This window comes from Pigmentiphaga sp. (assembly GCF_033795525.1).
In the GTDB taxonomy this organism is placed as follows: Bacteria; Pseudomonadota; Gammaproteobacteria; order Burkholderiales; family Burkholderiaceae_B; genus Pigmentiphaga.
The window spans coordinates 1-22,009 of sequence record NZ_JARYGM010000005.1 but is presented as its reverse complement, the minus strand read 5'-3'; the positions used below and the strand labels follow the sequence as shown (position 1 = coordinate 22,009).

The window sequence follows — 22,009 nt, the reverse complement described above, 5'->3', positions numbered from 1 at the left end:
CCATGTGATGAGACATGGCGTCATGGTGGAGTCCGATTCTTAAGCCATCCTTAAGTCGCCGGATGGGGAAAGCGTACGCGCGCGCGCAGGCCTCCCAGCGGCGCGTCGAGCAGTTCGACCGAGGCGCCGTGGCGTTGCGCGATGGCGCGCACGATGGCCAGGCCCAGGCCGCTGCCCGGCGTATCCGCCGCCTGGACCCGGTAGAAGCGATCGAAGACGCGGCCGCGCTCGGACGGCGGAATGCCGGGACCATTGTCGTCCACATCCAGCGTGGTCCCTTGTGCATCGGCGGTCAGCCGCACGTCCACGCGGCCGGATTCGGGGGCGTACTTGACGGCGTTGTCGAGCAGGTTGCGCACCAGCAGGACCAGGGCCTCTTCCTGGCCCGATACGAGGGCGCTGCCGGCGCCTTCCATGCCGACGTCTATGCCGCGCGCGCGTGCCTGGGGCAGCACGTCGGCCAGCGCGGTGCGTACCACGTCGGCAAGGTCCAGCGTGGCCAGCGCGGTGCCCTGTGCTTCCTGGCGGGCCAGCGACAACAATTGATCGACCAGGCGCCCGGCGCGATCGATGCCGGCCGCGAGGCGGGAGACGGCGAGCTCGCGCGCATGCGGCCCGTCGGCCCGCTGCAGCGACTGCAATTGCAGTTTCAGCGCCGCCAGCGGCGAACGTAGTTCGTGCGCGGCATCCCCCACGAATTGTTTCTGCGCGGCAAAGGCCCGGCGTACCCGGTCCAGCAGCAGGTTCAATTCGTGCACCAGCGGGCGGACTTCGTCCGGCAGGCCCGCTTCGCTGACCGGCGACAAATCGTCGGCCTGGCGCGAGGCAACCTGGCGGCGGGCGCGGTCCACGGGGGCCAGCGAGCGGCTTACCACCCACCAGACCAGCAGCATGAGCAGCGGCGCCATGGCGGCGACCGGGCCTATGGTCCGCAGCGCGAGGGACCGGGCCATGGACTTGCGTACGCGCACGTCCTGCGCGACCTGGATGATCTGCAGCGGTGCCTGGAGCGAATACATGCGATAGGTGACGCCTTCCGCCTCTACCGTCGAGAAGCCCAGCACGATGCGCTCGGGCAGGACCAGCTGAGGCGTGGAGCGGAACAGGCGCACGCCGTCCGGCGTCCAGATCTGGATGATCAAGTCGCGGGCCGCCGGGTCCTCGAGCAGGCCGCCCTCGGCGCCCATGCTCGAGAGCGGGTTGCCGCTGGCAAGCGACTGCGCGATGCGCTGCAGCTGGTAGTCGAAGATCTCGTCGGTCTGGACCAGCGCCCCGCGATAGGCGATCGCGCCCTGGACCAGCGCGGCCAGGAATATCGCCGCCAGCAGGAATGCCAGCAGGCGGCCGCGCAGCGAATGGCCGGCAGGCAGTTTCATGATTTGGGGATGACGTAGCCGACCCCGCGCACGGTCTGGATGAATTGCGCGCCCAGCTTCTTGCGCAGGCCGTGGATATAGACCTCGACCGCGTTGCTGCTGATGTCGTCTTTCCAGCTGTAGAGTTTTTCCTCCAGCTGGGCCCGGGAAAGAATGAGTCCAGGGCGTGCAAGCAGCGGTTCAAGGACCGCCCATTCTTTGGCGGTAAGCGTGACCGGCTCGCCGTGTATGGTGGCGGTCCGCGTCGCCGGGTCGAGCACCAAGCCGCCGTGTTCGTACAGGGGCTCGGCGCGCCCGGCGCTGCGCCGGATCAACGCCCGGATGCGGGCGAGGACCTCGTCGACGTCATAGGGCTTGACCACGTAGTCGTCCGCTCCGGCGTCCAGCCCTGCGATGCGCTGCTCCACGGCATCGCGCGCGGTGGCGATGATGACCGGCATGCGGGCCTTGCGCGCCCGCAATTCGCGCAGCACCGACAGGCCGTCCCCATCGGGCAGGCCCAGGTCCAGCAGCACCAGGTCGTACGGCTCGGTGCGCAATGCGGTGTCGGCGCTCTTGGCATTCTTGACCCAGTCGACCGCATAGTGTTCGGCGCGCAGCACGTCCAGCACGCTTTCTCCTATCATCGGGTCGTCTTCAACCAGCAGCAGTCGCATGGGGTCTTCCTCGTCCGGCAGGTCCTGGCAATCCGTGCGCACAGTGTATCGTCCCGCGCTTTGCGCCGACGGGGACGGCATGCGGGAAGGACTCTACAATGGAGGGCCCCGCCATTCATGCCGCCGCCCACCGTGCCTGCCCGTTTCGAGTCCAAGATCCTCAGTCCCGAGCAATGCCTTGCCGCACGCGTGGCCTGGCCGCGTCCGCTGGTCTTTACCAACGGCGTATTCGATATCCTGCACCGCGGACATGTGACCTACCTCGATGCTGCCGCGCAGCTGGGCGCGATGCTGGTCGTGGCCGTGAACACCGACGCTTCGGCCCGGCGCCTGGGCAAGGGACCCGACCGTCCGCTCAACGGCCAGGACGACCGTGCGGCGCTGCTGGCGGCGCTGGCCTCGGTGGATGTCGTGACCTGGTTCGACGAGGACACCCCCCTGGCGCTGATCGGCCAGCTGCGCCCCGACCTGATCGTCAAGGGCGGGGACTACGACATGGACAAGCTGCCCGAGACCGCACTGGTGCGCAGTTGGGGAGGCGATGCGGTCGCGATCGATTTCGAGCACGATCGATCCACCACGCGCCTGGTCGAGCGCATCCGCGCCCGTTGAGCGGTCCGGCGCACTGCGCATCGGCTTTTTTCTACTGGCAGTCGCGCACCGTTTGGCGCGCGAAGGTCGCGCGGGCACCGTCCAGCACCTCGCGCCCGGATGCCGCGACGCCTTGCAGGCGCAGCCAATTCCTACCGCCCTGCGCCGAGCGCGGGACTACCTTGGCTTGAGCCACGCCGCGCGCCTGCAAATCGCCGGCATGTTTCTTCGCCCCGTTTTCGGTGCTGAAGACGCCCAGCGAAATTGCATACTGCATGGGCCCGCCATCCTGGATCACGAAGAAGTCGTTGACGCCGCGCTTGCCCAGTTGCGCGGCTGCCGCCTGCGCCGCGGCGGCATTGGGCAGCGGCGGCACGATGACCATCCATCCCTGCTTACCGGGTTCGCGCCGCGCTTCCTGCCGCGCGCCGGGTAGATGTTCGCCCGCCCACTTGCGGGCGCCGGGCAGTTCGGCGTCGCTGAACACGCCCCATTCCAGGCAGATGGGCGCTGCTGCGGCGGCCGGCGGGCCGGCAGGGGCGGACGCCATGCCGTCCACCGAAGCTGAGCGGCCATCGGCCGGTTCCTGGGCTGGGGGCTGGGCGGCAGGCGCTTGCGCAGTTGGCGGGGCCTCGATCACCGGTGCGGCTTGCGCGGCTGGAGCCGGTGCCGGCGCGGGTGGCACGGCAGCCGTGGTGGTGGATTCCGCCTTGGCCGGCAGCGGGGGAACGCGTAGGGTGTCGGGCCGGATCTCGGTGCGTAGCCGGGCCGGCTCGCGGCCCCGTTCCGAAAGCGGCTGGCCGAACCAGCCGCGATCCAGGGCGAAAAGCGCCAGGTTGGCCAAGAGCAATACGACGAACAGGCTGCGCATGGAAAGGTCAGGGGGAAGCAGGAAGGGAGTCCGGCTCGGCGAGGCAGGCCAGGCCATCGAGCACGGGATTATCGACGACCTGGACCGGGCGCGTCGAGCCGGACGCCTGCATCAGCTGTCCGACTTCGTCGCCGATGGCGGTCCAGGCGCCGCCGCTGGCCACCAAGACGGGTTCCTGGCGGTAGCGTTCCCTCGCGGCCAGCCACTGGCGCACGACCGCACCGGCCTGGGCCGCGGCGATCCCCGACATGATGGCGTCATCGGTATTGTCGGGGAACGGCGCGATGCGGCCGCTGGCGCGGGGCAGGCCGGCCGTGCCGGTCGCCAGCGACCGCCGCATCAGTTCGCGGCCGGGAAGGATCAAGCCGCCGATGAACCGGCCGGAGGTATCCAGGGTATCGACGGTGGTGGCGGTGCCGAAGTGGGCCACGACGTGTACCGGTGCATGGGCACCCGGCGCAGCCTGCCGGCGCCAGCCGTTCCAGACGCCGACCAGGCTCAGCCACCGGTCGGCCCCCAGGCGCTCCGGATGCCGATAGCCGTTGCTGACGCCCAGCAGCCGCCTGCTGGCGCGGACCCATTGCACGGGGCAGCCGATCGCTTCCAGCACACCGGCAATGACTTGTTCCGCGTGCGGCCCCGCGACGTTGGAGCCCAGTGCGCGATGCGGCCGCAGGCCGGCCGCTTGCAGCCACTGCGGCAAGGCCTGGGCCAGTTCCTCGTGCCGGAAGGCCGTCTGCAGCGCGGCGCGCGGCGCGGCCTGGCCGGGATAGGCGCCGTCTTCGCGCCAGCCGAATTTCACGCGGGTATTGCCCGCATCGATCAGCAATGTGCTCATGGGCTGCCTTGCGCGGTTTGCCGAACCGAAATGTCGCCCACCATGACGGGGCGTAATGCCCCGTCCGCCTCCACCAGCAGCTTGCCGTCCGCGTCCACGCCCCGGGCGGTGCCTTCGAACAGCGTGCGTCCTTCGTCGAGCACGCGCACCGGCTGGCCGTACAGGGCGTCCCAGCGCGCGTAGCGTTCCTGGAAAGAGCCGAAACCGTCGCGCCCATATTGCTCGATGGCGGCATGCCAGGACCGAGCCACCGCGGCCGCCAGCTGTACAGGGTCGTGGTGACTGCCGGTCTGCGTCCAATCGGCGATCTCCCGGCCCAGCGCCCGCGAGAGCGCCGCGGCGCCGCGCAGGTTCAGGCCTATGCCCAGGACCAGGCCGGTGCGGCCGCGGGCCGGAACGGCTACCGTCTCGACCAGGATGCCGGCCAGTTTGGCGCCGTTCCATTGCACGTCGTTGGGCCATTTCAGGGCCAGCGCCCCGTCGGCATGACTCCCCAGCAGGCCGCTCAGCGCTTCGCAAGCGGCCAGCCCGGCGACCAGCGAAAGCGGGGGCAGGCGTGCGGGCGGGATGAAGACCTCCCAGCCGCACGAGAACAGCAGCGCGTTGCCGGGCTGGGTATGCCATGGGCGTCCGGCCCGTCCGCGTCCCGCTGTCTGCGCATGAGTGCCCATCAGCACGGGGCCGGACCCGCCCCGCCGCAGGTATTGCTGCAGATCGGCATTGGTGGACGGCGTGGTATCCAGCCAGGACACGTTCCAGCCCGGCAACACGCGCCCGAGGCCGTCCGCCAGGGCAGCGGGCGGGGCGAGCGGGACGGCGGAGGAAGTGGTGCGCGATGAAGCCATGGGAGTCGGTCGGGTCGCGCGTCCTTGCGCGCAAACGCGCAATTGTAGGCAGAGCCGGAGGTTTTCGCAGCCCGGGGGCGCAAAACGCATAAACTTAGGGAATGTCGCTTACGTTTTACCTCTGCCGCCCATGAGCGCCGACGGGTCGTCCGCCGCTTCCGGGCAGGTCGTTCGACGCGGCGCGCCGCTGACGCGCCTGGCTTTGTCCATAGTCGTGCTGCTGGTCGTCTATGCCAGCCTGTACCCGTTCACAGGCTGGGTAGGGGTCGGCGTACCGGCCTTCGCGTACCTGAGCGCGCCATGGCCCCAGTACTGGGTCGGGTCCGAAATCATCGCCAACGTCGCGGCCTACCTGCCGGTGGGGGCATTGTTCGTATGGGCCGTCTACCCGGCCTGCCGCGGCCTGCTCGCGGTGGTGATCGCGGTCGTGTTCTGCGGGCTGCTGTCCGGCACGATGGAGGCATTGCAGACCTACCTGCCCAACCGCATTGCCTCCAACGTCGACCTGGCCGCCAATGCAGCCGGCGCGCTGCTGGGCGCACTGGCCGGCACCGCCACGGCGTCCCGCCTCATCGGCGATGGCGCGCTGGCGCGTTGGCGCCAGCGGTGGTTCACGCACCAGGCCGGTCCAGCCTTGATCCTGGCGGCGCTCTGGGTGTTCATGCAGATTCCGCGCCAGCCCATGCTGTTTGGGACCGGCGAGTTGTGGCTGCTGCTGGGCGACTGGGCAGCGGTGCCGTCCGAGCTGCTGGGTCAGCTGTGGTCCCCTACACCGGCTCAACGCATTACTGCCGAGCAGTTCTGCACCGGCGCCGCCGTCGTAGGGGTGGCCATGCTGTTGTTGCACGTGGCGCGTCCCGTGCCGGCGCGCGGTATTCTTCCCGGTGCGCTGGTGGTCTGCGCGCTGCTGGTCAAGATCGCGTTTCAGCCGCTGGCCGTGCCGGCGCAGGCCCCGGGTGCCTGGATCACCGCCGGCGCGGCCGTCGGCTCCATTGCAGGCGTGCTTCTGGCTACCGGCTTTGCCTATCTGAAGCCGGGGTGGCAACGCGGGCTGGGCATCCTGGCGCTCTGTTTGCAGCTGGGCATCGTCAATCTGTTCCCGTCCGACCAGTATTTCGATACGACCACGGCCATGGCACGCACCGGCTGGCTGCACCTGGAGTCGCTCACCCTGGGCCTGTCGGTGATCTGGCCGTTGGCGGCGCTGTTTTTCCTGGCCCGGAGGCGGTCCGCCTGACCCTCCGGCAACACGACTTCCGTATTTGCGAGCTGGTATGGATTCCTACTACAAACACCACGTTTTCTTTTGCTTGAATGAGCGCGGGCCCGATGCGCCCCGCCCCTGTTGCGCGCGGCAAGGCGCGCAGGCCATGCAGGACTATGCCAAGCAGCGCATCAAGCAGCTGGGGCTGTCGGGCAAGGGCGAGGTCCGGATCAACAAGGCGGGCTGCCTGGACCGGTGCGAAGAGGGGCCGGTCCTGGTCGTCTATCCCGAGGGCGTCTGGTACACCTACGTCGACCAGAGCGACATCGACGAGATCATCGACGCGCACCTCGTACGGGGCGAGCGCGTCGAGCGGCTGATGATCTGAGGACGCGTCATGGCGACTTCCACGGAGCATCTCGTATTCGAAGGCGAAGCGGGCACCATCGACTGCGCGTTCGATCTGCCGGAGGGCGGGCTCGAGGCGGCGCGCGGATGGGCGCTGGTGCTGCATCCGCATCCGCTGTTCGGCGGCACCCGCGAAAACAAGGTCGTGACGACCATGGCGCGGGCCTGCACGCAGCAGGGGCTGGCGGTAGTGCGGCCCAATTTCCGCGGCGTGGGCAAATCCGCCGGCGAGTTTGACAATGCCGCCGGCGAAACCACCGACATGCTGGCCGTAGTGGACCAGTTCCGCGCCAAGTACCCCGCATTGGCCCAAGGCCGCTTCGTGCTGGGCGGGTTTTCCTTCGGCAGTGCCGTGGCCAGTCACGTCTACGCCGGCTGCGGCCCGGACAGCGAGCGCGGGCTGGCCGTCGCAGGGCTGGTATTGCTCGGCACGGCGGCCAGCCGTTTTTCGATCGCCGCCGTGCCGGAGGACACGCTGGTCATCCACGGCGAGGTGGACGATACGGTGCCGCTGGGCGCCGTCATGGATTGGGCTCGCCCGCAAAGCCTGCCCGTGACCGTCATCCCGGGCGCGGGACATTTCTTCCACGGCAATCTGGTAGTGGTCAAGCGGCTGGTGCTGGCTTACCTGGAACGGGTGCTGGCCTGACCGCAGGATTCCTTGCCAGCTGTAGCATTCCGTTGCAGCCGGTGCCGGGGGGAACGGTCGAGGTGCCTATAATCACGCTTTCCACCCCGCATCGCGGGGCGCGCGCCTCGCGGCTCCATCGGCTACGCAGGGCGTGTCGGCCCCTCTTGCACGACAATCCTCCCACATGAAACTGCGCTTCTTCTCGTTTGGTCCGGGACGTCGGGTTGCTTTGGCCACCATGGCCTCGGCTTGCCTGGTCGCGTTCCCGGCCGCCATGCCCGCTTCCGCCCTTGCCGCCGCCGCGCCGCCCGCCACGACTTCTTCCGCTGCACCCTCGGCGCCGCCCATGTCGACGGTGGGCCTGCTGTCGTCCGTGCCGGCTCCTGCCATCGCGGCGCGCTCCTGGGTCACCATCGACGTGACCAGCGACCAGATCTTGGCCGAGGACCGTGCCGACGAACGCGTCGAACCGGCGTCGTTGACCAAGGTCATGTCGGCCTACCTGGTATTCAATGCGCTCAAGGAAAAGCGCCTGACGCTGTCGCAGACCGTCAACGTGTCGGAGAAGGCTTGGCGCACGGGCGGCTCGCGCATGTTCATCGAGCCGCGCAAGCCCGTGACCGTGGAAGAGCTGATCCGCGGCATGATCACGCAGTCCGGCAACGACGCCACGGTGGCGTTGGCCGAAGCCGTGGCCGGCAGCGAAGACGCATTTGTCGCGTTGATGAATCAGGAGGCCGCACGCCTGGGGCTCAAGAACACGCACTTCACCAATTCCACCGGCCTGCCCGACCCGCAGCACGTGACCACCGTGCGCGACCTGGCCCTGCTGGCCAAGCGCCTGATCCAGGACCACCCCGACTACTACGGCTACTACAAGGAACGCGAGTTCACCTACAACAAGATCACGCAGCCCAACCGCAACCGGCTGCTGTGGGTGGATCCGTCGGTGGACGGTATGAAGACCGGCCATACCGAGGCCGCCGGCTATTGCCTGATCGCATCGGCCATGCGTGGCGACCGCCGCATTCTGACGGTGCTCGTGGGAACGGCGAGCGAGAACGCCCGCGCTCAGGAGAGCCTGAAGCTCTTGAACTGGAGCTTCCAGAACTTCGACACGGTGCGGGTCTATGACGCCAAGCAGGCCGTGGTCGAACCCACGGTCTGGAAGGGCAGCGCCAGCAAAGTGAAGCTCGGTTCGCCCGCCGCCATCTGGGTCACCGTGCCCCGTGGACAGGCCGGCAACGTCAAGTCCACCATCGAGCGTACCGATCCGCTCGTCGCGCCGCTGCAGGCCGGACAGCCGGTGGGAACGCTTAAACTGACGCTCAACGACAAGCCGATACGCGAAGTGCCGCTGACGGTTCTCGAGTCGGTGGAGGTGGCCGGCATCTTCGGCCGCGCGTTCGATGCGGTACGTCTCTGGTTCCAGTGAGGCAAGCACGGGACCGGCGTCCTGGCCGCGAGGCTCGCGGCCAGGAACCCAAATACGAGGGAATCGACCATGATTGCAGGCATCACGGGTGATCCGCTGGTCTATCTGAACGGCGACTTCACGCCGCTTTCGCAAGCCAAGATATCGGTGCTCGATCGTGGCTTCATCTTTGGCGATGGCGTCTACGAGGTCGTCCCCGTCTACGCCCGCAAGCCTTTCCGCATGGCGCAGCATCTGGAAAGGCTTGCGCGCAGCCTGGCGGCCATCAGGATTCCGAATCCGCACGGCGCCGCGGAATGGCAGGACCTGGTGCAGCAGTTGATCGACACCTCGGGCGCCGACGACCAATTCGTCTATCTGCAAGTCACGCGCGGGGTTGCCAAGCGCGATCACGCGTTCCCGGAACATGTGGTTCCCACCGTGTTCGGCATGACCAGTCCCTTCGCCCGGCCGTCCGCGGTCCAGCGCGAGAACGGCGTGCAGGCGGTGAGCATGCCGGACGAGCGCTGGCTGCACTGCGAGATCAAGTCCGTTTCGCTGCTGGGCAACGTGCTGGCGCGGCAATTCGCGGTTGACCGCGGCGCGCAGGAAGTGGTGATGTTCCGCGACGGGTTTCTGTCCGAAGGCTCGTCCAGCAATATCTGGGTGGTCAAGGACGGCCGCCTGCTGGCGCCGCTGAAGAATCACCTGATCCTCGAGGGCATCCGCTACGGATTCATCGAAGAAATGGCCGCGGCCCGCGGGATAGCGTTCGACATGCGGCCTATCGCCCAGTCCGAGGTCGCAGCGGCCGACGAGCTCATGTTGTCGTCGGCTACCAAGGAAATCCTGCCCATCGTGTCGCTGGATGGCAGGCCCGTGGGCAACGGCCGGCCGGGGCCGGTGTACGCGCGGCTTCGCCAGGGTTACGATGAGGCGATAGCAGCACTCTGAGGCCCATCATGGCAGACGTTCCCCAAACCCCCGACACCCGGGCTTCGCTTATCGAGTATCCGTCGGACTTCCCTATCAAGGTCATGGGCGCGCATCATCCCGAGTTCGCCCAAGTGCTGACCGAGGTGGTGATGCGCCACGACCCGGACTTCGATCCCGCCACGGTCGAGATGCGGCCCAGCTCCGGCGGCAACTACCTCGGCCTGACGTTCATCGTCCGGGCCACCTCGCGCACCCAGCTGGACGCCTTATACCGCGAGCTGACCTCGCATCCCATGGTCAAGTTCGTTCTTTGAAGCGGCGAGGGCAATGCTGATCCGTTGGCTGCCTCGGCCCGCCGGCTACCAGGAAACCTGGGAGGCGATGAAGGCGTTCACGGCCGGGCGCGGACCCGACACCCAGGACGAGATCTGGCTGGTCGAGCATGATCCGGTGTTCACGCTGGGCTTGGCCGGCAAGACCGAGCACGTGCTCGCGCCCCGCGATGTGCCGGTGGTCAAGAGCGACCGCGGCGGGCAGGTGACCTATCACGGCCCTGGGCAGGTCGTGGCCTATGTGCTGCTGGACCTGAAGCGCGCGGGGTACTTCGTCAAGGAATACGTGGCGCGCGTGGAGCAGGCGGTGATCGACCTGCTGAGCGAGCTGGGGCTGCCCGATGCCCGGCGCAAGGCCGGCGCGCCGGGCGTCTATGTGGATTGGCCGCGGCACCCGGATGCGCCGGCCCGGGAAGCCTCCGGCGAGCTGGCCAAGATCTCCGCGCTGGGCATCAAGGTCCACCGGGGCTGCACTTATCACGGCGTGGCGTTGAACGTGGCGATGGACCTCTCGCCTTTCAGCTGGATCAACCCCTGCGGCTACGTGGGATTGCGCACCGTGGACCTGGCGTCCTGCGGCATTTCGATCGGACTGGAAGCAGCGGGCGACCGGCTGGCCCATGCCCTGCAGCGGGCGCTGGCAACCGGGGCGCCGGCAGGGGCTTTGGCGGCCACGGCGCCAGCGGCAGTAGAATAAGGGTCTTTACTAATCTCAGCCCCCGGTTCTACCCCGGCCACGCTGAATGGGAATTTGTCGATGAGCTCTGTGCCCGAATCTTCCGCCCTGGGCGGCAATGCCGAAACCCCCGCAGCGGCGCCGGCCTACGATCCGCTGAAAAAGCAGAAGTCCGAATCCAAGGTTGCGCGCATCCCGATCAAGGTCGTGCAGGCGGAGCGGCTCAAGAAGCCCGAGTGGATACGCGTGAAAGCCGCCTCGCCCGGCTCGCGCTTCTACGACATCAAGCGCATCCTGCGGGAACACAAGCTGCATACCGTGTGCGAGGAAGCCTCGTGTCCGAACATCGGCGAGTGCTTCGGCAAGGGCACCGCGACGTTCATGATCATGGGCGACAAGTGCACCCGCCGCTGCCCGTTCTGTGATGTGGGGCATGGCCGCCCCGATCCGCTCGATCCCGACGAACCGCTCAACCTGGCCCGTACCATTGCCGCGCTGAAGCTGAATTACGTCGTGATCACCTCGGTGGACCGCGATGACCTGCGCGACGGCGGCGCCGCGCATTTCGTCGAATGCATCGCCAAGACGCGCGAGCTCTCGCCCTCGACCCGCATCGAGATCCTGGTGCCGGATTTCCGTGGACGGCTGGATCGCGCGCTGGCCATCCTGAACGCCGGCCCGCCGGACGTCATGAACCACAACCTGGAAACCGTACCGCGCCTGTACAAGCAGGCCCGTCCGGGCTCGAACTACGAACACTCGCTCAAGCTGCTGGCCGAGTTCAAGGCGCTGCATCCGGACGTGCCCACCAAGTCGGGCCTGATGCTCGGCCTGGGCGAGACCGACGACGAGATCCTGCAAGTCATGCGCGACATGCGCGCGCACAACGTCGACATGATCACGATCGGCCAGTACCTGCAGCCTTCCGAGCACCACCTGCCGGTGCTGCGCTACGTCCATCCCGATACCTTCGCGATGTTCGAGCGCGAGGCCTACGCCATGGGCTTTACGCACGCGGCAGTCGGCGCCATGGTGCGTTCGTCGTACCACGCCGACCAGCAGGCGCACGCCGCCGGCGTGGCCTGACCGTTCGGGTTCAGTCGTAGCGGGAGGCGCTCCAGGGCGTCTCCGGCGTATCCGAGCGCATCTCCCGGCCGTTCACGTGCCCGGAGAACCGCCGCACCCCGTCGGCGGTGTGCAGCTGGAAGCGGATGCGGTCGCCCTCGAGGCTGGCTTCCATCAGCGGGATCGAATGCTCGCCCGGCAGGACCGCAACGCCCTGTATGCGCTGGAATTGCTGCCACAGCCGCAGTACCAGGCGATCACCGCGAGGGGTTTCCACCTGCCACAGCCCGGCTACCGGTGCGGGAACGATCCATTGGAAGATGTCCCGGCCCTGCACCACGTCGTGCCGGTCGGGAATCCAGTCTTCCATGTGGAAGGCGTGCGACACGATGCGGGTGCCAGGCGCCAGGGTCTCGAGCAGCCGCGGCCGCAGCCGCATGTTGATCTCGGGAAACAAATACATGGTCAGCACGGTCGCGGCCGACAGGTCGGTGTCGAACAGGTCCTGCTGGCGGAACTCCAGTCGGTCCGCGACGCCCGCGCGGCGTGCGTTGGCGGTGGCCTCGGCGACGCGCGCCGGATCGAGATCCACGCCCAGGGACCGTGCACCGCGCGTGCGGGCGGCGGCGATGGAGATGCGGCCATCGCCCGAGCCCAGGTCGATCAGGTAATCGTCCTTGTCGACCTGGCCCAGTTCCAGCATGCGCTCCACGACCGCGGGCGGCGTAGTGATGAACGGCACGTCCAGGCGCGGCCGCTCGGAAGCCTGGGCGGGGGACAGGCAGGCGGCCAGCGCGGCGGCGCAGGTCATGATCCAGCGTCGATACAGCATCGGGAACTCCATGTAGTGACCAGCGCGCAGCATAGCCGCTACGGAGCCGCGCTGCCTAGCGCCGGGTCAGGTGCCGCCCCGGCCGCCCGCGTGGCGGGGCGCGGCGCGATACCCCAGCGCCGCTATGCCCGCACTTCCCGCCGCTGGAACACCATGTAGGCCGCGGTGAACAGCAGGATGACGGCTGCAATCAGCCCGATCAGCTGGGGCCAGATGATGGCCAGGCTTTGCGAGAGCGGCAGCGGCGAGCCTATGACGGCGCCCTGCAGCTGGCTCAGGAAGACCGGGCCCAGCGTGCGGGTCGAGGGGACCAGCAGCGCCAGCACCCCTTCGCCGAAGAGCTGCGACGGCGACAGGCGTTCCAGCGCCTGCTGCCACTGCAGCGTTTCGATGCCGGGTTGCCCCAGCATGAGCGCGACCGGATCGGGCGGAGCGATGGCCTGCGCCAGCGCGCCGGCCAGCATGGGCCACAGCAGCGTCAGGAACAGCCAGAGCCCGAGGCTGACCAGTGCCGAAGTGGCCGCGGAGCGGAACACGATGGAGCACAGCATCGCGACTGCCAGCCATACGCCGGCATAGGCCAGGGTCAGCAGCAGGAACAGCAGCGAACGGGCGATTTCTTCGCCGCCTGGCGGCACGCCGAGCAGGGTCAGGCCCGCGCCCATCACCAGCAGCCACAGCGCGAGCAGCGAAATGGCCAAGGTCGCCAGTCCCGCCAGGAACTTGCCCATGAGCAGCGCATCGCGGTAGATGGGCTGCGAGAGCAGGCGGCTCATGGTGCGGCGCGAGTATTCCCCGTTGACCGCATCGAAGCCGAGGCCGATGGCCACCAGCGGGACCAGGAATCCCAGCAGCGCCGAGAACGACGGCATGGGTTCCTGGGCCGTGGTGAACAGGCGCAGGAAGATATAGGGATCGCTCGCAGTGGTGCTGCGTATCTGCTGGAACACCCCATAGAGCGCGGCGGCCGCGGTCAGGATGATGAGCCATTCCAGCACCCGCATGCGGCCGCTGCGCAGGTGGTCGGCCAGTTCCTTGAGCAGGACTACGCTCATGCCCTGTACGGGCGATCCTTCACGCTGCATGACGTCGTTCCCCTTGAGCCATGGAGTGGAAGAAGCGGTTGTAGATCGTATCCAGACTGAGCGGCTCGTCGTCCAGGCGCAGCAGTTCGGCGCCGGCGCCCGCGAGCGCGCGCGCGATGTCGGGCCGTACATCGCGCTCGGCATGCAGCCGGAAGCGCTGGCCGTCCTGCGTCTCGACCGAAACCACGCCGTCTATGCCGCGCAGCAACGGGGCGAGATCGCTGCCGCGCGCTTCCACCAGGATCGCGCTGCGCCCGCCCAGTACCTGGCGTGCCAGCTCGGGTACCGAGCCCATCAAGGCGATGCGGCCTTTGTTGAACAGCGCGACCCTGTCGCAGATGCGCTGCATGTGGTCCAGCAGGTGCGAGGACAGCAGCACCGTGACCCCGTCGCGGCGCAGGCTGTCGATCAGCCCGAGGAAGTCCTCGGCCGCCTGCGGGTCCAGCCCCGAGGTGGGTTCGTCCAGGATGGCGATGCGGGCGCGCTTGAGCACGATCTCGGCCAGGCCCAGGCGCTGGCGCATGCCGCGCGAAAAGCCGGACACGCGGCGGTCGGCCTCGCCTGCGAGCCCCACGCGTTCGAGTGCCGCGGCGATGCGCGCCTCGCGCTCGCCGGCCGGGATCTCCATGAGCTTGGCGGTGTAGGCCAGGTTCTCCCGCGCCGACAGGTAGTCGTAGAAGCCGACCGCATCGGGCATGTAGCCCACTTCGCGCTTGACGGCCAGGGGCGAGCGCCGCGGATCGCGGCCCAGCACGGACACCGAGCCGGAGTCGGCCTCGGTCAGGCCCAGCAGCATCAGGATGGTGGTGGTCTTGCCCGCGCCGTTGGGCCCCAGCAGGCCGAAGACCTCGCCCTGTGCGACCGAGAACGTCACGCCGTCGACCGCGACACGGCCTTTGTAGCGTTTGGTCAGGCCTTGTGCCTGGATGACGTCCGTACTCATCGCCGTCCGAACCTCGCGACCGCGCCGACCAGGACCAGGACGGCGATGGCGATGATGACCAGGCCCACGATGCCCCACAGGCCCGACGTCTGCACCGTGACGCGGAATTCGCCGGAGGTGTTTTCGCCGCCGCCCGAGGCCCGGACGGTCGTCATGTAGTCGCCCACCAGCGAACGGTCCGACGGCGTGATGCGTGCCTGCACTTCGGCTTCCTTGCCGGCTTCGATCTGGGCCACGGTGCTCGGTTCGAATTCCACTTTCCAGCCCGAGGGCGCGCTGGCGGACAGCTCCACGTTCTGCGCCGGCGCCGAGCCATCGTTGCGTACGACGATGGGTACTGTCTCGGTCTGGCCCGCGCGGGCGGTCGCGCTCATGATGCCGTCACGGCCGGAGATGCGCAGTTCCGGATGGCCCACGATCTCCAGGCCCAGCTTGGTGCTGGCCGAGGCGCCTTCGGCGCTGGCATGCACGACGACCGGATAACTGCCGGCCTGGACCGACGAAGGCGGCTTGACGCTCAGCTTCAGCTCCTTGGATTCGCCGGCCTTGATCGGCACCGATGTCAATTCCTGCGTCCCATAGCTTTCGGTGAAAGTGGGTTCGAAGAATTGGGGCGTCTCGGCCGTGAGGTTGACCAGCAGGTCGCGGCCGCTATCGTTGCGGACGCTGAACTGGTAGTCGAAAGTGGTACGCGCGCCGCCGCGCAGCGCGGGCAGCTTGGACTCGATGCTCAGTTGGGCCGGGAGCTCGTCGGCCAGCGTCACATCGACGGGAAGCTCGATGTGCTTGCCCGGCGCTTCGGCCACCACGCGGACGCGATAGTTCCGGGCTTCCACCTGCGCAGGAAGCTCGACGCGCAACTGCAGCGGCACGCTGGCGTCGGTCGCCGGCATGGCCGCAGCGACCGGCTTGCCGCCGCCGAGCAGCGTTACTTTCCAGCCGGCGGGCACGTCTTCCACGCGCAGCGTGACGCGGGCCGGGGGTTCGTCCCGGTTATGCAGCGTCAGCGGCAGCGTCGTGGTGGCGCCGGCCTGCAGGGTCAGGGAAGGGTAGTCGGTAACCAGGTAGATGCCGGCCTGGGCGGCGGCCCGGGCAAGGGGGGCACAGGCGAGGGCGATGAACAGCGACAGGATCAGGACGCGAATCTTAGGCATGGCTTTTTCGTTGGTCAATGAATGCGGAAAGATTCGGCCAGGCGCAGTGCGTGGAGTACGCCTGGACCAACCAGGAATGGCTCCGTGCGAAAAGACAGTTATGGACGCATAGAGTTTCGTGCCGGGTAATGCTGGGTGTGTGCGAGTCCGTTCGGGCCCGGGCGGCGTAGGTCGCCGCCAGGCACCAAAGGTTGCCACACATCATCTAACAGCCCCCTGAACGGCGGCCGGTGGGCCGCGTCGTTCCTTGGGGGAGACAGGCTCGGGGCAAAACACTAGCCGAGGCAAGCCCGGTTGGCTATCAGGGGAGGCCCGTGTTCGTGCGGGCGGAAGGAGGGGAAGGAAAGACCCGTGCGGACGGAACCGCCGGGCCGGCATTCGGGCCGGCCCGGCGGCAGGCTGGCGCCCGGCATTACTCCATCTTGATCCCGCGCGATTCGATCAGCTCCCGGCCGGTCCTGATTTCCGACGCCAGGTAATCGCGCAGTTCAGCGGGGGATCCGCCGATGGGTTCGGCGCCGATCGAGGCCAGGGTCTCTTGCACCTTGGGCGTCTTGAGCGCATCGCGCATGGCCTTGTTCAGCTTGTCGATGACGGCCTGCGGCGTGCCGGCCGGCGCAAAGGCCGCGAACCAGGGCGTCAGCTCGTAGCCGGGCAGGCCGGCCTCGGCCACCGTCGGGACGTTGGGCAGCGCGGCCGAGCGCTTCTTGGTCGTGACGGCGATGGCCGTGAGCTTGCCTGCGTCGATGTGCGGCTTGGCGGAGGTTACGCTGTCGAACATGTAGTCCACCTGGCCGCCCAGCAGGTCGGCGATCGCCGGGCCGCTGCCCTTGTAGGGCACGTGCAGCATCTGCACCCCGGCCGTCTTGACGAACAGTTCGCCCGCCAAGTGGATGGACGTGCCGACACCGGCGGAGGCGAAGGTGTATTTGCCGGGATGCGCCTTGGCCTGGGCGATCACTTCCTGCACCGTCTTGGCCTGGATCCGCTGCGGATTGGCGACCAGCACGTTGGGCACTACCGCCAGCAACGAAATGGGCGAGAAGTCCTTGACCGGGTCGTAGGCCATGTCCGGGTACAAGGCCGGGTTCACCGCCATGCCGTTGGCCACGATCATGATGGTATAGCCATCCGGCTTGGCGCGCGCCACCGCCGTGGCGCCAATGTTGCCGCCTGCGCCGGGGCGGTTCTCGACCACGAACGGCTGGCCCAGGTCCTGGCCCATGGCCTCGCCCAGCGTCCTGGCGATGTTGTCCATGGCGCCGCCCGGCGGGAAGGGCACGATCCAGCGGATAGGGCGGTTGGGATAGGTGTCCTTCGCGCTGGCCGCCAACGGCGCGGCGACGAAGCTGGCGGCGAGCGCCAGGGCAGTCAGTTTGAAGCGGGTTTTCATCGTTGTCTCCGATATGGGGTTCTGGTTCCTGCCGCCCGGGGATGGCCTTGCGGGCGGGGACCGTGGGCCGGGCCTGCGCGATGCTCAGTGGATCGCGGACGGGTGCTTGGCCAGTGGCGTAACGTGGATGTCCATGTAGGGGAACAGCGGCAGCGACGACAGCATGGCGTGCAGTTCGTCGTTGTCGGTCACATCGAAAATGCTGTAGTTGGCGTATTCGCCGACGACCCGGTAGATCTGGGCCCATTTCCCCTGCCGTTGCAGGTCCTGCGAATAGGCTTTTTCAGCGGCCTTGAGGGCGTCCGCCTCTTCTTTGGAAACGGAAGGCGGAATGCGGACGTCCATGCGAACGAGAAAGAGCATGCGGATCTCCTTGTCAGCGGTCGCGGCGGTAGCGCCGCAGTTTTTCTTCGTCGAGCGCCACGCCCAGCCCGGGGCCGGTCGGCAGCGTCATCGAAAACTCTCCGTAGGCCGGCCGGGACTGGACGACATCGTCGACCAGCAGCAAGGGCCCGAACAGTTCGGTGCCCCACTCCAGCCGGGGCAAGGTGGCAAAAGCATGGGCGGCGGCCACCGTGCCTATGCTGCCTTCGAGCATGGTCCCGCCGTATAGCGCCAGGCCAGCCGCGTCGCCCACGGCGGCGGTGCGCAGCACCTCGTAGAGGCCTCCGGACTTGGCGATCTTCAGCGCCAGTACGTCGGCGGCGCCTTCGCGTGCAATGTCCATGGCGTCTTCCGGCCCGCGCACCGCCTCGTCCGCCATGATGGGAACGACGAAGCGGGCGGCCAGCCTGGCCATGCCGGCACGATGGGCGCGCGGCAGCGGCTGCTCGATCAGGTCCACGCCGGCCGCCTCGAGCTGCGCGATGCCCGTGGCCGCCTGGGATTCGCTCCAGGCCTGGTTCACGTCCACCGTGACGCGCGCGCGATTGCCCAGGGCCCGCTTGATGGCGCACACGTGGTCCACGTCCTCGGCCACCGCGCGCCGGCCGATTTTGAGCTTGAAGGTGTCGTGGCGCCGCGTGGCCAGCAGGGACTCCGCTTCTTCGATGTCGCGGCCGGTATCGCCGCTAGCCAGGGTCCACAGGACCGGCACGCTGTCGCGCACCGCCCCGCCCAGCAGGGTCGAGACGGAAACACCCAGCCGCTTGCCTTGCGCATCCAGCAGCGCGGTTTCGAGCGCCGACTTGGCGAACGTATTGCCGCGCGCCACTTTGTTCATGCGCTGCACCGCGGCCAGCACGTTGGTGGCGTCCAGCCCGGCCAGCGCCGGCGCGAGATACGTATCGATGGCCAGCTTGATGCCTTCGGGGCTTTCTTCGCCGTAGCTCAATCCGCCTATCGTCGTCGCCTCGCCCAGGCCTTCGATGCCATCCGAACAGCGCAGCCGGACGATGACGAGGGTCTGCACGTTCATGACCGTCATCGCCAGCTGGTGCGCCCGGATCGTGGGCAGGTCGACCAGGATGGCTTCTATGGATTCAATGCGGGGAGAAACCATACTTTTCCAGTTATAGATAATGCTGAGACTTAGTATGGATCTCGATTTTTAGGGCGTCCAAGACTATATTTGTCTCTTCCCATACCCTGGAGGTATCGATGGACCTGAGGCAGCTTCGTTATTTCCAGACCGTTGCGCAGGAAATGAACGTCACCCGGGCAGCGGAAAAGCTGCACATGGCGCAGCCCCCGCTCAGCCGCCAGATCCGCGCGTTGGAAGAGGAGCTGGGGGTGCCGCTGTTCGAGCGGGCCGGACGCTCGCTGCGCCTGACCGAAGCGGGGCGGTTCCTGCTCGAGCACTCGCTCCAGCTGACGTCCAGGCTGCAGGAGATCATCGAGGCAACCCGCCGGATCGGCTTGCAGGGGCGCCGCTGGTTCGGCATCGGGTTCGTGCCGTCCACGCTCTATGGTTTCGTGCCGGAACTGATACGGCGGCTGCGCAGCGCAGACCAGCACGTGGAGGTCGGCCTGTCCGAATTGACGACCCTGCAGCAGCTCGACGCGCTGAAGGCCGGCCGTATCGACATCGGCTTCGGGCGCATCCTGTTCGATGATCCGGCCATCGAACGCCAGGTATTGATGGCAGAACCGCTCGCCGCGGTAGTGCCCCGGGCGCATCCGCTCGCTTCCAGGGCGGGCCGCAAGGGCGTGGGCGCCGCCGAACTGGCGGACCAGCCGTTCATCCTGTATCCGGCCCGGCCACGGCCGAGCTATGCGGACCATGTGCTCGGGCTGTTCCGCGCCGCCGGCCACGCCCTGAGCGTCATCCAGGATGCCAACGAATTACAGACCGCCATCGGCCTGGTTGCCGCGGGGTTGGGCGTGACCGTCGTCCCGGCTTCGGTGCAGCGCTTGCTGCGCGACGACATTGCCTACCTGCCGTTGGCCACTTCCGGCTTTACCTCCCCTGTCATCGTCAGCTATCGCAAGGATGATCGCTCGCCCTTCCTGCTGCGGGCCAAGGCGCTGGCGGACGAACTGGCGGCACAGGCGCTGCAGGTCCCGCAGTCCTGACCGCCGGACGCAACGGCGCCGTCAAATGCCTTGCAGGCTGATGCTGCCCTTGGCGGCGGACCGCGTGCCGGGCAGGGGCCGGTTGCTGGAGGCGTGGTAGGTGAAGACCACCGAGAACTTCACCTCGTCGGTTGCGTTGCGGTCGGCGGCGTGCAGGGTATTGCAGTGGAAGAACATGGCATCGCCCGTGTGGAGTTCGGGCACGATGGCACGTTCGATGAAGGGGCGGTTGGCCGGCAGGTCGTCGCGAAAGAATTTGCGCGCATCGAAACGCGAGGCGTCGAATTGCTCGCGATGCGAGCCCGGGACAAGATGCAGCGCGCCGTTGCGGTCGAATTCGTCGCCCAGGGCCAGCCATACCGACACCATGTCGTCGCGCTCGAACGACCAGTAGCGAAAGTCGCGGTGCCACCCCGTCAAGGTGCCGTAGCGGGGATGCTTGGTCATGATGCAGTTGTGATGGGCCAGCGACAGTTTGGCCGGTTCGCCGAAATACGAAGCCATCCAGTCGCGTATGGGTTCGGAGGTGGCGTATTGCCGGTAGGCTTCGTCGCGCGACCAGGCGTCCAGCAGGCGCCGCACCGTTCGTCCGCCCTCGGCGTCGCGTGACGCGGGGGCGCCCGGGTAGCCGAGATCTGCTTCGTATTCGAGCGGTTCGATGTGGGCGGTGAGCTGGGCGCGGGCGATCTGCAGGAGCGCCGCGCAGGTGGAGGGGTCGACGAAGTTGCGCACTATCACCAGGCCGTCTCGGCGCAGTGCCGCGATCTGGTCGTCGCGAGGCAGGCTAGCCATGCTGCTGAACTAGAGGGGAACAGGGTGACTAGGATACGCCTAATTGTGGGAATCGCGTGTGAGGGGGAGTTCTTAACACGGCCGGTTTGTTGGCGAGGGCCGGTACGGCCAAGCGGAGCACAGCGAAGCCGGTCCCGGCGGGGGCCGGGACTTCCCGGAGCCGGTGAGACGGACGGGGCGGGCGTGAACTCGCGCGGGGACGGACCCAGGGCGCCGCGGATCCGGCTTTGCCGGTCCGCCAGCGCCGCCCCCTTGAGGGGGAGCGGCCGAAGGCCGCCAGGGGGTGGGTCACACCTACTCTACGGTGATCTTGTTGGCCTTGGCCAGGTCGACCCAGCGCCGGGTTTCGCCCTGGATGAATCGGGCGAAGTCGGCGGGGGAGCTGCCTACGGTGTCCAGGCCGAGTTTGTTGAGCTTGGCGCGGGTGTCGGGGTCGTTGACGGCTTGCCTGACTTCCTTGGCCAGCCGGTCGACGATGGCGGGTGGGGTGCCCTTGGGGAGGAAGAAGCCGTTCCACTCCAGGACTTCGAAGTCCTTGAAGCCGCTTTCGGCGATGGTGGGCGTGTCGGGTAGCGCTGTCATGCGCTTGGCCGAGGTGACGGCCAGTGCCTTGAGCCGGCCGGATTGGACGTACGAGAGGCCGGAGGCGGCGTTGGCGAAGTAGGCGTTTACTTGACCACCCATGACGTCGGCCAGTGCCGGCGCGCCGCCTTTGTAGGGTACGTGCAGCATGTCCAGGCGGGCCTGGTTCTTCAGCAATTCGCCCACCAGGTGGGCAGGACTGCCGGCTCCGTACGAGGCGTAGCTGACTTTGCCGGGGTGCTTGCGTGCGTAGTCGAGGAACTCCTTGAAGCTGCGATAGGGCGCGTCGGGATGCACCACGAGGATGTTGGGGACGGTGACCGCGAGCGATACCGGTATCAGGTCGGTGTCGGGGTCGAACGGCATCTTGCGCAGTGCCGGGTTGACTGCATAGGTGGACGCGTCGTAGAGCACCGTATAGCCGTCCGGGGCGGCCTGGACCACGGCTTGCGCGCCTATCATGCCGCTTGCGCCGGGGCGGTTGTCGACCACGACCTGGGTTTTCAGGGATGCGCCCAGTGCCTGGGCGATGACGCGCGCGGCATTGTCGGCGCCGCCGCCAGGCGAGTAGGGCACGACGACGCGGATGGGGCGGTTGGGATAGTCCTGGGCGTGAGCGGGCAGCACGACGGCCGAGGCAAAGGTGGCGATCAGGCCGCTGGCGGCCGCGCGGGCGAGCGAAAGCATGGCGTCTCCGTACGGGAATCTTGTTGGTTGTCGGGTCCGGCTGGCGGGCGCCCGCCGGGCACACCGGTGCGCCGCGTCCTGCCCGGCACCTTCCGGCTTCCTCCCCCTAGCAGGCCGTTGAAAAAGTGGGCATCGAACGCATCAGGGACGCTGTTTTCGAAGAAACGAGTGGCCCAGACGCGTC

General features: G+C 67.7%; 24 protein-coding genes. 10 read left to right on the top strand and 14 right to left on the bottom strand.

Annotated features, from left to right (window positions below; translation table 11 throughout):
• Nucleotides 1-50: 50 nt before the first annotated feature.
• Together QHC78_RS14380 and QHC78_RS14375 are read right to left on the bottom strand one after the other, a co-directional pair.
• A complete protein-coding gene (locus tag QHC78_RS14380) occupies nucleotides 51-1,376 on the bottom strand; it encodes an ATP-binding protein (RefSeq protein WP_319745683.1) in 1,326 nt (441 codons plus the stop codon).
• The gene (locus QHC78_RS14375) at nucleotides 1,373-2,032 is read right to left on the bottom strand and encodes a response regulator (RefSeq protein WP_319745681.1); all 660 of its coding nucleotides are present in this window, start codon (nucleotides 2,030-2,032) and stop codon (nucleotides 1,373-1,375) included. The genes QHC78_RS14380 and QHC78_RS14375 overlap by 4 nt, the downstream gene beginning before the upstream one ends.
• Nucleotides 2,033-2,149: 117 nt before the next feature.
• On the opposite strand from QHC78_RS14375, the gene rfaE2 reads away from it, so the two are divergent.
• Nucleotides 2,150-2,644 (top strand): D-glycero-beta-D-manno-heptose 1-phosphate adenylyltransferase, encoded by a 495-nt coding sequence (rfaE2, locus tag QHC78_RS14370; RefSeq protein WP_319745679.1) that lies wholly within the window; start codon nucleotides 2,150-2,152, stop codon nucleotides 2,642-2,644.
• A 31-nt stretch (nucleotides 2,645-2,675) separates the two neighbouring features.
• Here the strand turns inward: rfaE2 and QHC78_RS14365 are convergent, their stop codons facing one another.
• From QHC78_RS14365 to QHC78_RS14355, 3 genes are read right to left on the bottom strand one after another with little or no spacing between them, the layout of a single operon-like run.
• Nucleotides 2,676-3,494 carry a hypothetical protein gene (locus tag QHC78_RS14365; RefSeq protein WP_319745678.1) on the bottom strand — a complete coding sequence of 273 codons (819 nt, stop codon included), beginning with the start codon at nucleotides 3,492-3,494 and terminating at the stop codon, nucleotides 2,676-2,678.
• Nucleotides 3,495-3,501: 7 nt separating this feature from the next.
• Entirely contained in the window at nucleotides 3,502-4,332 is an 831-nt protein-coding gene (locus tag QHC78_RS14360; RefSeq protein ID WP_319745675.1) for a type III pantothenate kinase, read from the bottom strand.
• A complete protein-coding gene (locus tag QHC78_RS14355) occupies nucleotides 4,329-5,177 on the bottom strand; it encodes a biotin--[acetyl-CoA-carboxylase] ligase (protein WP_319745673.1) in 849 nt (282 codons plus the stop codon). Before QHC78_RS14355 ends, QHC78_RS14360 begins: the two co-directional genes overlap by 4 nt.
• 130 nt (nucleotides 5,178-5,307) lie before the next feature.
• On the opposite strand from QHC78_RS14355, the gene QHC78_RS14350 reads away from it, so the two are divergent.
• The 8 genes from QHC78_RS14350 to lipA all read left to right on the top strand — a co-directional run bounded on the left by QHC78_RS14350 (nucleotide 5,308) and on the right by lipA (nucleotide 11,864).
• Nucleotides 5,308-6,414, top strand: coding sequence for a VanZ family protein (locus tag QHC78_RS14350; RefSeq protein WP_319745671.1), 1,107 nt, complete (start codon nucleotides 5,308-5,310; stop codon nucleotides 6,412-6,414).
• A 37-nt stretch (nucleotides 6,415-6,451) separates the two neighbouring features.
• The gene (locus QHC78_RS14345) at nucleotides 6,452-6,769 is read left to right on the top strand and encodes a (2Fe-2S) ferredoxin domain-containing protein (protein WP_319745669.1); all 318 of its coding nucleotides are present in this window, start codon (nucleotides 6,452-6,454) and stop codon (nucleotides 6,767-6,769) included.
• 9 nt (nucleotides 6,770-6,778) lie between these two features.
• The gene (locus QHC78_RS14340; protein ID WP_319745667.1) at nucleotides 6,779-7,438 is read left to right on the top strand and encodes an alpha/beta hydrolase; all 660 of its coding nucleotides are present in this window, start codon (nucleotides 6,779-6,781) and stop codon (nucleotides 7,436-7,438) included.
• Between the two features lie 166 nt (nucleotides 7,439-7,604).
• Nucleotides 7,605-8,855, top strand: coding sequence for a D-alanyl-D-alanine carboxypeptidase family protein (locus QHC78_RS14335; RefSeq protein WP_319745666.1), 1,251 nt, complete (start codon nucleotides 7,605-7,607; stop codon nucleotides 8,853-8,855).
• Between the two features lie 69 nt (nucleotides 8,856-8,924).
• Nucleotides 8,925-9,788, top strand: a complete 864-nt coding sequence (locus QHC78_RS14330) for a D-amino acid aminotransferase (protein WP_319745664.1) — start codon at nucleotides 8,925-8,927, stop codon at nucleotides 9,786-9,788.
• Between the two features lie 8 nt (nucleotides 9,789-9,796).
• Nucleotides 9,797-10,084 carry a DUF493 family protein gene (locus QHC78_RS14325; protein WP_319745662.1) on the top strand — a complete coding sequence of 96 codons (288 nt, stop codon included), beginning with the start codon at nucleotides 9,797-9,799 and terminating at the stop codon, nucleotides 10,082-10,084.
• A gap of 16 nt (nucleotides 10,085-10,100) precedes the next feature.
• Nucleotides 10,101-10,799 (top strand): lipoyl(octanoyl) transferase LipB, encoded by a 699-nt coding sequence (gene lipB / locus QHC78_RS14320; protein WP_319745916.1) that lies wholly within the window; start codon nucleotides 10,101-10,103, stop codon nucleotides 10,797-10,799.
• A gap of 60 nt (nucleotides 10,800-10,859) precedes the next feature.
• Entirely contained in the window at nucleotides 10,860-11,864 is a 1,005-nt protein-coding gene (gene lipA, locus QHC78_RS14315; RefSeq protein WP_319745661.1) for a lipoyl synthase, read from the top strand.
• 10 nt (nucleotides 11,865-11,874) lie between these two features.
• On the opposite strand, the gene QHC78_RS14310 is transcribed toward lipA, so the two are convergent.
• From QHC78_RS14310 to QHC78_RS14280, 7 genes are all read right to left on the bottom strand, one after another.
• Entirely contained in the window at nucleotides 11,875-12,675 is an 801-nt protein-coding gene (locus QHC78_RS14310) for an SAM-dependent methyltransferase (RefSeq protein ID WP_319745659.1), read from the bottom strand.
• Between the two features lie 122 nt (nucleotides 12,676-12,797).
• Nucleotides 12,798-13,760, bottom strand: a complete 963-nt coding sequence (locus QHC78_RS14305; protein ID WP_319745657.1) for an ABC transporter permease — start codon at nucleotides 13,758-13,760, stop codon at nucleotides 12,798-12,800.
• A complete protein-coding gene (locus QHC78_RS14300; RefSeq protein ID WP_319745655.1) occupies nucleotides 13,750-14,703 on the bottom strand; it encodes an ABC transporter ATP-binding protein in 954 nt (317 codons plus the stop codon). The genes QHC78_RS14305 and QHC78_RS14300 overlap by 11 nt, the downstream gene beginning before the upstream one ends.
• The gene (locus QHC78_RS14295) at nucleotides 14,700-15,857 is read right to left on the bottom strand and encodes a COG1470 family protein (protein ID WP_319745653.1); all 1,158 of its coding nucleotides are present in this window, start codon (nucleotides 15,855-15,857) and stop codon (nucleotides 14,700-14,702) included. The genes QHC78_RS14300 and QHC78_RS14295 overlap by 4 nt, the downstream gene beginning before the upstream one ends.
• A gap of 412 nt (nucleotides 15,858-16,269) precedes the next feature.
• Nucleotides 16,270-17,250: a Bug family tripartite tricarboxylate transporter substrate binding protein gene (locus tag QHC78_RS14290; RefSeq protein ID WP_319745651.1), complete on the bottom strand. Its 981-nt coding sequence runs from the start codon at nucleotides 17,248-17,250 to the stop codon at nucleotides 16,270-16,272.
• 84 nt (nucleotides 17,251-17,334) lie between these two features.
• Complete coding sequence (catC, locus tag QHC78_RS14285; RefSeq protein ID WP_319745649.1) at nucleotides 17,335-17,613, bottom strand: muconolactone Delta-isomerase; 279 nt, start codon at nucleotides 17,611-17,613, stop codon at nucleotides 17,335-17,337.
• A 13-nt stretch (nucleotides 17,614-17,626) separates the two neighbouring features.
• Nucleotides 17,627-18,751: a muconate/chloromuconate family cycloisomerase gene (locus tag QHC78_RS14280; protein WP_319745647.1), complete on the bottom strand. Its 1,125-nt coding sequence runs from the start codon at nucleotides 18,749-18,751 to the stop codon at nucleotides 17,627-17,629.
• 98 nt (nucleotides 18,752-18,849) lie between these two features.
• Between QHC78_RS14280 and QHC78_RS14275 the strand changes: the two genes are divergently transcribed.
• Nucleotides 18,850-19,764: a LysR family transcriptional regulator gene (locus tag QHC78_RS14275; protein ID WP_319745645.1), complete on the top strand. Its 915-nt coding sequence runs from the start codon at nucleotides 18,850-18,852 to the stop codon at nucleotides 19,762-19,764.
• 21 nt (nucleotides 19,765-19,785) lie between these two features.
• Here QHC78_RS14275 and QHC78_RS14270 read toward each other — a convergent pair whose 3' ends face one another.
• Together QHC78_RS14270 and QHC78_RS14265 are read right to left on the bottom strand one after the other, a co-directional pair.
• On the bottom strand, nucleotides 19,786-20,556 hold the full coding sequence (locus QHC78_RS14270; RefSeq protein WP_319745643.1) for a phytanoyl-CoA dioxygenase family protein: 771 nt from the start codon (nucleotides 20,554-20,556) through the stop codon (nucleotides 19,786-19,788).
• A gap of 294 nt (nucleotides 20,557-20,850) precedes the next feature.
• Nucleotides 20,851-21,825 (bottom strand): Bug family tripartite tricarboxylate transporter substrate binding protein, encoded by a 975-nt coding sequence (locus QHC78_RS14265; protein ID WP_319745641.1) that lies wholly within the window; start codon nucleotides 21,823-21,825, stop codon nucleotides 20,851-20,853.
• Nucleotides 21,826-22,009 lie beyond the last annotated feature (184 nt).